The sequence below is a fragment of the Longimicrobium sp. genome (assembly GCF_036387355.1).
Classification (GTDB): domain Bacteria; phylum Gemmatimonadota; class Gemmatimonadetes; order Longimicrobiales; family Longimicrobiaceae; genus Longimicrobium.
In genome coordinates this window covers 1-9,856 of sequence record NZ_DASVTX010000344.1, presented here as the reverse complement: position 1 = coordinate 9,856, position 9,856 = coordinate 1, and the positions used below count along the sequence as shown (strand labels likewise).

7 protein-coding genes and 2 pseudogenes are annotated in these 9,856 nt (G+C 67.5%); 2 read left to right on the top strand and 7 right to left on the bottom strand.

What is annotated here, in order from left to right:
* Positions 1-823, bottom strand: a pseudogene (locus VF665_RS15140) (hypothetical protein); the annotation flags it as partial.
* Between the two features lie 687 nt (positions 824-1,510).
* Between VF665_RS15140 and VF665_RS15135 the strand changes: the two are divergent.
* Positions 1,511-1,786, top strand: coding sequence for a hypothetical protein (locus tag VF665_RS15135; protein WP_331054276.1), 276 nt, complete (start codon positions 1,511-1,513; stop codon positions 1,784-1,786).
* Between the two features lie 92 nt (positions 1,787-1,878).
* Here VF665_RS15135 and VF665_RS15130 read toward each other — a convergent pair whose 3' ends face one another.
* The 4 genes and pseudogenes from VF665_RS15130 to VF665_RS15115 all read right to left on the bottom strand — a co-directional run bounded on the left by VF665_RS15130 (position 1,879) and on the right by VF665_RS15115 (position 6,034).
* Positions 1,879-2,184 carry a PIN domain-containing protein gene (locus VF665_RS15130; protein ID WP_349263139.1) on the bottom strand — a complete coding sequence of 102 codons (306 nt, stop codon included), beginning with the start codon at positions 2,182-2,184 and terminating at the stop codon, positions 1,879-1,881.
* A gap of 134 nt (positions 2,185-2,318) precedes the next feature.
* Positions 2,319-2,540 (bottom strand): hypothetical protein, encoded by a 222-nt coding sequence (locus VF665_RS15125; protein ID WP_331054275.1) that lies wholly within the window; start codon positions 2,538-2,540, stop codon positions 2,319-2,321.
* A 527-nt stretch (positions 2,541-3,067) separates the two neighbouring features.
* Positions 3,068-4,768 (bottom strand): hypothetical protein, encoded by a 1,701-nt coding sequence (locus VF665_RS15120; protein WP_331054274.1) that lies wholly within the window; start codon positions 4,766-4,768, stop codon positions 3,068-3,070.
* A gap of 144 nt (positions 4,769-4,912) precedes the next feature.
* Positions 4,913-6,034 (bottom strand): annotated as a pseudogene (locus tag VF665_RS15115) (M28 family metallopeptidase).
* A gap of 651 nt (positions 6,035-6,685) precedes the next feature.
* Here VF665_RS15115 and hutI point away from each other — a divergent pair.
* A complete protein-coding gene (gene hutI, locus VF665_RS15110; protein WP_331054273.1) occupies positions 6,686-7,924 on the top strand; it encodes an imidazolonepropionase in 1,239 nt (412 codons plus the stop codon).
* 274 nt (positions 7,925-8,198) lie between these two features.
* On the opposite strand, the gene VF665_RS15105 is transcribed toward hutI, so the two are convergent.
* Positions 8,199-8,969, bottom strand: a complete 771-nt coding sequence (locus tag VF665_RS15105) for a hypothetical protein (protein WP_331054272.1) — start codon at positions 8,967-8,969, stop codon at positions 8,199-8,201.
* 4 nt (positions 8,970-8,973) lie between these two features.
* On the bottom strand, positions 8,974-9,483 hold the full coding sequence (locus VF665_RS15100) for a hypothetical protein (RefSeq protein WP_331054271.1): 510 nt from the start codon (positions 9,481-9,483) through the stop codon (positions 8,974-8,976).
* Between the last annotated feature and the right edge of the window lie 373 nt (positions 9,484-9,856).

The window sequence follows — 9,856 nt, the reverse complement described above, 5'->3', positions numbered from 1 at the left end:
CCGGGAGGGTCAAGGAATTCACGAAATCCAGCATCACTTGTCGATCCAATGATCGCGAACAAACCATAGTCGTGTGACTTAAAAATGCGGGGTTGTACAGCTTTGGAGGATGGTTCTCCCGCACAAGACTCTCGACTCCAGCCCGTAGTTCGCCGACCCACTGAATCGGAATGGGAAGCACCGATCTCCCTAACGCCCTAATATTCCAGAAATCGATTATGTCTGCCACAGACGTCGCGTCCATATAGAAAAGACAAGGACCGTGATCACCTGGTAGTCTTTGTAGCTCCAATCCATAGGACGTTATCCGGCGGGGATTGGATATATCAAGATCTAAGGATTCCAGAAAGGTATCTGGGCCAACTAAGAGCTCTGTTGCTTCAAAGACATTCATGAAAGATTCGCGTAGATATCGGAGATTTGTGCGGTCCGGAAACTCTCCGTAGCAGGCTGCGCTAAACAAAGCCATCGACCGGTCGAGAATGGCTGGTAAAGCTACCTTTGCAGGATGCCGCCTCTGGAACTTGAACTCTTTCTCATATATTTCGGTATAGAGGTGCCGCACATCAACCCCGAAACCTACCGGCTCCATAGCGTCTTTTACGGCTAGCACGTCTGCTGGAGTTAGGATTCTCTCCTTCGGAAATGAGATGAGGTTGGCCAGCTCAGGATTCATCGAAACTACGTAGTCTGGAAGGAATACATTCAGGTGTGCATCGATCACAATCTTCGCGGTGATACCAGGTTCAGCTAAGCGCCTGGGGATACGGGAATAAACGGGGATGATCCCGTTGAAGCCCCCGCCCCACAGTACAGTGTTCATTCGGAGTATCTCGCGCACGCCGGCCTGATCCGAAGCTCGCACGAGATACGCTAGTCTGATCGGCCGGAGTCGGCGCGTGAGACTAAGGCTCTTTTCGGTATCCATTTGTTCGCCCAATTGCACGTAGCAGTTGTCCGACAACACGCTTGACTACACATCTCAGCGGGATCCGCCGCCCTTCGAACCTGCGGTGTAACTAGCCGTTCAGATCTTCCTGGAGTTGACGGCGGAGTGCGTCAAGCTCCGCAGCTCGTTGCCGAGCCAACTCCGCAACCGCAGCTTTCCAGCCGTCTGGCGGTCGCCGATACGACGGGGACCGAGGATCAATCCGCGCTTGTCGGAGAGTTCCGTACGATGCCCCCAGTTCACGGGCCAGGTCCGCAAGGCTGATCGACTTGGTGAGTCTGTCCGTAGCTTCGGTGAAGTCCATTTCCGCTAACATCTCTGTTGACAAACACACCGCCGCTAACTACATTGTAAGCAGTAGGGCGAAAGAAAAAGGCTGGCCGCCTCCTCCGCCAAGAAGACACGACCAGCCTCTCACGCGAACGACCCGGAAGCCGGACGCTTTCCCAAGCTACCCCTGCTGCGCGGCCAGGGTCAAGAGGATTGGAGATCGACATGCGCGCACGCCGTAGATCCGCCCGCTCCGCTCGCGCCCGCAGCGCCGCCGCGGGCACCCGAATCATGCTGCCGGGCCACGCGGGCGGCCTCGCCTCGCCCATGCGGCTGCTGGAGATGCTGTCGGACCGCTTCGGCCTGTTCGAGGCGTTGGCGGACTCCACCATCAAGCTCCACCGCCGCGCCGCGAGCGACGAGCTCTCGATGGACCCGCGCGTCGCCGAAGCCGTGCTGGAGTTCGCCGACGACCTGCGCACCGCCCGCGCCGGCTCCGAGGCGTGGCTCCATGCGAAGGGCCTCACGCCGCGGTGGCACCAGGCCGCGAGGGAGGAAGCCGCCTGACCCATGCCTGGCAAGAGGCGGCGACGACACGGCTACGGCAGCCGCGGACGCAACGTCCGCGGCTGCATGCACTTACCTTCCCGAATCCCGGATCATCCGGCCGCGCCCGGTACGAAGAAGCGCGTGAAGCCACGTGCCTCAAGTCCTTCGCGCAGGCGCTTGTCTCCCGTCCAGAGAGGCGCGTCCAAGTCGAGGGCGAGCGCCACGTGAGGCGTGTCGGCCTCATCGATCTCGCGACACAGGTCCCGTGCAGTTCGCCAGTGCTCCGGCGCGATGAGGTCTTCCTTGAACAGCGTAAGATGCCGGAGCAGCAGATGGTAGAACCGCAGAAGATCCTCGTCTGAAAGCCGGCTCAGGCGGAGGATCTTCTCTTTATGCTTGAACAGCTCCACCAGCACGCTTTCACAGACGTAAAATCGGTGCTCCCGCGCAGGAGAGTTTCGGCGAACCGGCTCTCGCTACGCAGAAGGGCAGAGAAGATGATGTTGGTGTCTACAACGACCGCCACGGCGTCTTCCCTGGCCACTCGCGCTCACTCCGCCGCATGCGAGCGGGTACGAGCCCACACGGAGCGGTTGACCTCGTCGGCCAGCAGAGCCGCGTCGGCTTCCGAGAGTTCGCTACGCTCGCGAATGGATTCCAGTTCCAGGAAGTCCAGGAAGCGCGACACCTGCTCCCGGCCCAGGACTCCTCGCCGGAGCCTGACGACAACGTCCTGCTCGTCGAGATCGATTCGGTATGCGCGTTCTGCCATGCTCGTAACTCCGGTCGCGTGGTCCGAAAATCTTGCTCCGGAAGATAACATGCTTGCCCGCACGCGCCTAACCAAGCGGTTAGGCCAGACGGCCTCGGCTAGACCGCCTTACATCTTCTGAGGCGCTGGCGGACTTCACCGCCGCGCTGCAGGGGATGATAGCTCTATGAGCCGCTGGGTCCTCTTCCAGCTCACCCGAGGCGCATCTTTCCACAGCCCGATCACGCAACGTTTGCGCTTGTGCACGGCGCAACGGCGGCTCCAGCGTGCTCGCCTCGGCCGGGTAGATGGTTCAGGCGCTCCGTAACGCCTACGTCGGAGTGCTTGCCGTTGGCGTCTGCTTCTGTAATCCACCGGCCGTCCTCGTCGCGCTCCGGCTCGCTGCTGGTCCGCATTGTAGAGCATCCTGACAGGGTTTTCACTACTGACTCTCGTACCGAACCATGGACAAAACGGAGAGAGCCTCGCAGAACGGGCGAGCCGCCCCAAACTACTCCCTTTCGGCTCACAGGGGGCAGGGACCTGGCTCACCGCGTCTGGCCCGATCCGCCCCGCAGGGTAGCGACGACGCGCCGGCTCGCGTCCGTGGACAGGATGCTCGGGGCGATGATCTCGCGGGCGGGGAGGTAGGTGAGGGTGATGCGCTCGCCGCCGCGCTCCACCTCCAGCTGCGCGGGGACGGCGGGGTCGCGGCGGATGCTGAAGCCGCGCAGCACGTCTCCCGCGCGCAGGCCGGCGCGCTCCGCCGCGGAGCCCGCATCCACCGACGCCACCGCCGCATCCCTCCGCATCCCGCCCTCCACCCCAAAGCCGAGGTGGAAGAGCGGCACCGGCCCCGGCGCGCACTCCATCCCCGCCTCCGCGCAGATCTCCAGGATCGGAAGCTCCTGCGCGCCATCCACATACGCCGCGAAGAACGCGCCCCAGTCCCCGCCCGCCGTCCCCTCCAGCATTCGCCGCAGGTCCTCTGTGCGGTACGTGCCTCCGCGCGCAAACACGGCGCGGGTGAAGTCGTCCAGCGACCGCGTTCCGCCCGACGCGCGGCGGATGCGCAGGTCCATCAGCAGCGCCGTGAGCGCGCCCTTCACGTACGGCAGCCGGTTGTACTCCTGCGACTCCCAGTACTTCTCGCCCAGGATGGCGGACGTCGCCGTGCGCGCGTGCGGATTTGCGAGGTAGTCGCGGATGCGGTCGTTCGTCCGCGCGATCAGCCCCGCCTCGTCCAGCACGCCGGCGCGCAGCAGGGTGAGGTCGGCGTAGTAGTCCGTGAAGCCCTCGGAGAACCACTTGATCGCGCCCTCGGGAACGTCATCCGCCGCGGTCGCCGCCTCGCCGTTCCACAGGTGAAAGTGCTCGTGGGCGATGAGGCCCAGCGCGCGCGGATCGCGGAGCACGTCGCCCTCGGGCGATGGATACACGGCCATCGCGTCCTTGACCACCGTGCCGCCCGCGTTGTTCGGCAGCCCGGGAAGGAGCAGAACCGTAAGCCGCCGCGCGGGATAGCTCCCCATCGCCGCGGCCTGCGCCTGCAGCACGCGCTCCACCACCGCCGCGAACGCCTCGTCCGTGAACGACCACGCGCCCTGCGCCAGAAAGGTGACCGGCACGCCCTGCACCTGCCGCGTCTCGCGGCGGTAGTTGCCGGCCGCCAGCACCGAGTTGCGCAGCGCATCCACGTCCGCCGCCACGGTGTCCGCGCCCCAACTCGGGTAAGCGGTGCGGTACGGGCCCGCGTCGATCCGCACGCCGGCCGGAATCTCCGTCAGCGCGTCGGTCATGGGACGCACCAGGTACGACGGCCCCCAGAGCAGCGCCCAGTCGGGGAAGAGCGTGGGCTGAAAGTGGCCGCCCTCCTCCGTGCCCATGAACGAGGGCTTGTCGTGGCGGATGGTGTACGCCACCCGGAAGGCCCGCCGCGCGCCGGAGCGCACCATCCACCGGTCCGTGCCGCGCCGCTCCACAGGCAGCACCGCGCCGTCGGCCGCCGTCGCCGCGATCTCCGTCACGTTGTCGGCGAACGTCTCCACCCCGCCCCACTCCCGCAGCGCGAAACCGACGGAATCCGCGTCCGTCGCTGGAACGCAGAGGTCCACCCGCACCGATCCTGCCTGCAGCGCGACGTCGTAGTGAAGGCGTTCGCGCGGGCAGGGGCGCGCACCGGGCTGCGCCAGGACCGGCGTGGCGGAAGCGAGCGAGAGCAGGACAACGGCGCGGAGCGGGATGAACATCGGCGCGAGCGGTTCAGGGATGATGACGAAGGTGCGTCTGTGTGCCTCGCGACCGCGCGGGCGTTGCATGGATACGAAAAGCGCCCGCGAGGGTTTCGCGGGCGCCCTGCAACAGGTGCGATGGGCCTGTGACGCGCGGATTGGCTACTGGCGGCAGGGACTGCCCGGGCGCGGAACCGGCTGGTCCACCACGGGGCGCGCCGGCCGGTCGGCGAGGTCCGCCGCCAGGTCGCCCACCAGCACGGCGACGCGCGCAAGCTTCTCGTAATCCAGCGTCTGTGCCTCATCCGCGGGCGTGTGGTACTCCGGGTGATGCGAGGACGTGAAAAAGGCGACCGGGATGCCGTATCGCGCAAAGCTGACGTGGTCGGAGCGGCAGTACACGCTCTCCGGATGACCGGCCGCGTCCAGGGCGTAGTCGAGCACAAAGGGACGCGGCTGGCGGGAATTGGCCGCCTCCACCGCCGCCCCGAGCTGCGAGGAGAGCCGGCGCGATCCGAGGACGAACAATGAGTCCGGATGGTTGCGCGCGACCATGTCCATGTTGATGTACGCCACGATGCTGTCGCGCGGCACCGGCGGGCGCTCGGTGAACGCGGCCGACCCCAGCATCCCGTTCTCCTACGCCGAGTGCCAGATGAAGATCAGGCTGCGCGCGGGGCGCTGGTCCGCGGGCAACGCCGCGAAGCGGGCCGCCACCTCCACCAGTGCCGCCACGCCGGACGCGTTGTCATCCGCCCCGTTGTAGATGGAATCGCCATCCACGGGTTTCCCCACGCCCAGGTGGTCGTAGTGCGCGCCGAGCGCCACGTACTCGCCGCGCAGCGCGGGATCGCGCCCGGGGAGGATCGCCACTACCTCCCATCCCGCCACCGCGTCGACCGTGTCGCGCAGGTGGTAGCGGAACGTTCCGGCTTCCGGGCGCGGCGTCCGGCCGTTCCCCAGCGGGCGGCCGAGCACCCGCTCCATCGCGGCGGGCGTGATCAGAAAGAGCGGCGGCGCATCCGCGACGCGCCGCGGCATGGGCACGCCGAGCTGCCCCTTTCGCGCCTGGTCCGCGCGATGCGCCATCTGCTCGCCGATCCGACCTTCCGCCACGAACAGCAGGGCCTGCGCGGGGCTGCGGGGGTTCATCAGCCAGGAGAGCTCAAAGACCGGCGGGAGCGTGCTGTCCGCGTCCGCGCCGCCGGTGCGAAAGAACGGAACGCGCCCGGCCAGCTGCTCCATCTGGCTCACGAGCGCGCCGCGCGACCCCTGCTCGCGCATGAAGCCGCCGAAGTACAATCCGCCTCCGCCCCGCGACCGATACTGGCGCGGGACAAAGTTGAAGAAGAGCGGCACCACCTCGTCCGGCCGCAGTTCCACCGGCCCGCGGGGGCCGGTCATCGTTACCGTTGCCGTCACCCGGCGGCGTTCCAGCGGCACGCGCTGCAGGTAGCCGCCGGAATCGCCCGCGGGCCGCAGCCCGATCGCGCGCGCGGCGTTGGCCAGGTACTCGGCGGCCCTCCGCGCGCCGTGCGTTCCCGTCTCGCGGCCGCCCAGCGAGTCCGCCGCGAGCACCTCCACCCGCGCCCGCAAGGCATCCGCCAGCGTGTCCGTGCCGGCGTCGTGCGAATTGCCCTCCTGCGCGGCCGCCGGTGCGCCCGCCAGCAGGGCGATCACGCAGACGGCCCCGGCGAGCCCTCCGCGATGCGCGGCCGGGGCGAATCCCATCGTCACCATTGTGATTCCGTGGTCGTGGTTCCGGTTCGCGTGCGCCGGGCGATGTGCGGCGTGCCGCCGCTGGCGTGTCGCGGATGGGGATGACCGTCCGCCGATCCGTCGCGGCCGCACCTCATTTGACGGGGGCTGTGGATGCAGGGCAAACTGTCCGGCGCAAGAAGCCCGTCCGCAACGCCAGCCCAGCCCCCGATTTTGATGCCCAGCACTCTGCTCTTCGTCAACGCCGCGCAGGTTGCGGCGTGCACCGGCCCCGTGCGCCAGACGCCTGACGCCGATCCCGCCGCCGTACAGAGCGGCGCCGCCGTGGCCGTGCGCGACGGGCGCATCGCCGCAGTGGGCGCGGAAGCCGATCTGCTGCGCGAGTTTGCGGATGCGGAACGGGTGGACTGCGCGGGTGGCGTGCTGACGCCCGGCTTTGTGGACAGCCACACGCACGCCGTCTTTGGCCGCTACCGTACGGAGGAGTACGCGTTGCGCTGCACCGGCGTTCCCTACATGGAGATCGCGCGGCGCGGCAGCGGCATCAACGCCAGCGTTCGCGATCTGCGCGCCCGGTCCGAGGACGAGCTGGTGCAGATGGCGCTGCCGCGGCTGAACGAGATGCTGCGCTGCGGCACCACCACGGCCGAGGTCAAGAGCGGCTACGGCCTCTCCACGGCGGACGAGCTCAAGACGCTGCGCGCCATCCGCCGTCTGAACGACCTGCAGCCCATCGAGCTGATCCCGACGTTTCTGGGCGGCCACGAGGTTCCGCCGGAGTTCAAAAACGATCGCGCGGCGTACGTGGATCTGCTGGTGAACGAGATGGTCCCCGCGGTGGCGGAAGCCGGACTGGCGCGCTTCTGCGACGTGTTCATGGAGCCCGGCGTGTTCGACCGGGCGGAAACCGAGCGGATCCTGCGCGCGGGGCTGGAGCACGGGCTGCGGCCCAAGCTGCACGCGGACGAACTGGAGGGGAGTGGCGGGGCGGAACTCGGCGCGGAACTGGGGGCCGCCTCGGTGGATCACCTGGGAGACATCAGCGAGGCGGGGATCGCGGCGGTCGCGGGGTCATCCACCGTGGCGACGCTGCTGCCGGCGACGCTCTTCTTTCTGGGCCGGCCGCGCTGGGCGCCGGGGCGCGCGCTGATCGATGCGGGTGCAACGGTGGCGCTGGCAACGGACTTCAACCCGGGAAGCTCGCCGACGCCCAGCATGCACTTCGTGCTGACGGCCGCCTGCAGCCGCATGGGCTTCAGCCCGCACGAGGCGCTGCGAGCCGCCACGGCCGGGGGCGCCGCCGCGCTGGAGCTTGGGGACGGCCGCGGCACCCTGGCCCCCGGCGCACCCGCCGACCTGGTCCTCTGGCGCGCCCAATCGGCCGGAGAGATCCCCTACCGCCTCGCCGCGCCCATCATCGAAGGCGTCTGGAAGGCGGGGGAGCGGGTGATTTGAAGCCGATCATCACACCCGGAGGAACCGCGGGATCGCGAGTTCTGGCGTGCTTGTTCACCTCCGGCCGCGCGCGAACGGATCACCGTTGATCCTGTTACGGCGCGATCAGCGAATACGGCGATCGGTTCCTCCAGCCGCGAGCCGTGCCGTTCGCGTACGACCTCGAGATTCTCAGCCCGCCGAGCCCATTCAACTACGGGAACGAGCCGGCGACGAGAGAACGTAACCCGGCGATAGCGGCGTTCCAATCTCATGATCCGGTCCTCCGAACGGCTTACCAGCGCTCCCGCGGACGCTTGCCGGGCGAGTCCACGAAAACGACCCAGCCCGGTTCGCCGCGACCAGCAGCCGCATGTTCACGGTACACGCTGAACCGGTACCGCCTCCCCGATTCGAACTCCAGGAAGCCGCCGTACGACTCGGGCACGATCACGCGGTCCGGAACGTGATTTCCCGCCTCCGCCGGATCTACGACGACGGCATACCGGCCTCTTGGCCTCACCCGCACGAGATCGCCGCCGACCCATTCGTACATCGTGAAACGCACCCCCGCGAGTTCACGCTCGGCAGCGGCGGCGGCGAGTGTGGACACGAGGACGCGGTCCGCCTCCCGCAGCCACGCCTGGCGCTGATGCGCGCCCCACCCCGCCGCTCCCGCCGCGAGGACGCAGGCAATCGCCATGACCTCCCGCAACCGTACGCGATCCCGCGGCGCCAGGCCGAACCGCACGCGCCCCGCCCCGCCGCGCACCCGAACGCGCGCGGCGAATACCAGTCCATGGGTCGAAAGCCACGCGATCAGGAACCAGAACGGGATTCCGTTGATCACAATGGTCGCCTGCGTCACTCCGTCACTCAGAAGCCCGGTGGGTCCCGTGGCCGCGATCAGAAAGCGCAGCGCGTACGGTGGCGGAATCGGCGGTTCGGGAACGCCCGTAACGCTGCAGAAGCACCAGTTCGTCATCTCGCCCCACAGCACGATGGCGGCGACGTTGACCGTCACCGCAAAGCTGAGCGCGACCAGGCGAATGCGGCGTGGCGACATGCGCTTAGTCCGTGGCGGAACGGTTCGTGGGCCGGCCCCGGCGGATGCGGACCAGGTGCCGTTCCGGCGGCAGCACGCCCCAGACGCGGCGCGATACGGCGCCCACCGTCACCGCCCAGCCGGCACACACCGCCGTGTAGAACAGGAGGGGAACCGCCATTTCCGCCACCGAAGGCCCGCTCCGCCAGTCGTCCCCCATGCTGAGCGCCATTCCGGTGGGATCGTACGGCGAGACGGGCTCCGGTTCCAGCAGGGTGCCCGCGACCATCACCGCCGTCACGCAGAGCGCGTGAATGAGCGCGGCGTGAACCGCCATCCAGCCGTACCACGGGCTCGGCGCCCGCAGGGAATGGCGCGCCGCCGGCTCCGTCTGAACCATCACGATCCAGAACACGACGACCGCGATCGACAGGGCCTCGTCCCTGCGGTCCGCGATATCCCAGCGGTTCGTGGCAATCATCAGGACCAGGAGCGCCAGATAGCGCAGAGCAACCGCCGAGGTGTAGTCGCCCATGTTCCGCTCTTGGCCGGTGTGTGTGGATGTGGATCGAAGGCAACGCATCCCGTCGCGGTTTTCTGCCCGGAGCACCGCGCCCTTCCATCCGCCCGCTCACCCTCCAGGTTTGGTCCAATGCGGGCGCACGGGACCAGAGATGGAACGGCCAGGAGCTTGGGCCATGCATCCGAAGTCGCGGACGTGCCCGGCCGGGCTCGCACCTGAAACGATTCCGTTGTGGTGACGTAGTTTACGCCGATGGCGACTACCGGCGGTAAAGTTGTACCTCACGGACAGAGCGGAGAAGACCCATGCCCTTTGGATTGGGAGTCGGCGAACTGCTGATGATGATTCCCTGGCTGATGTTCTGGATGCTCCTCATCCTCTGGCC

Bases quoted from the DNA above. Each gene is read 5' to 3' on its own strand.
- VF665_RS15135 (WP_331054276.1), top strand. From the start codon at position 1,511: ATGCTGCCGGGCCACGCGGGCGGCCTCGCCTCGCCCATGCGGCTGCTG.
- VF665_RS15125 (WP_331054275.1), bottom strand. From the start codon at position 2,540: ATGGCAGAACGCGCATACCGAATCGATCTCGACGAGCAGGACGTTGTC.
- VF665_RS15120 (WP_331054274.1), bottom strand. From the start codon at position 4,768: ATGTTCATCCCGCTCCGCGCCGTTGTCCTGCTCTCGCTCGCTTCCGCC.
- hutI (WP_331054273.1), top strand. From the start codon at position 6,686: ATGCCCAGCACTCTGCTCTTCGTCAACGCCGCGCAGGTTGCGGCGTGC.
- VF665_RS15105 (WP_331054272.1), bottom strand. From the start codon at position 8,969: ATGTCGCCACGCCGCATTCGCCTGGTCGCGCTCAGCTTTGCGGTGACG.
- VF665_RS15100 (WP_331054271.1), bottom strand. From the start codon at position 9,483: ATGGGCGACTACACCTCGGCGGTTGCTCTGCGCTATCTGGCGCTCCTG.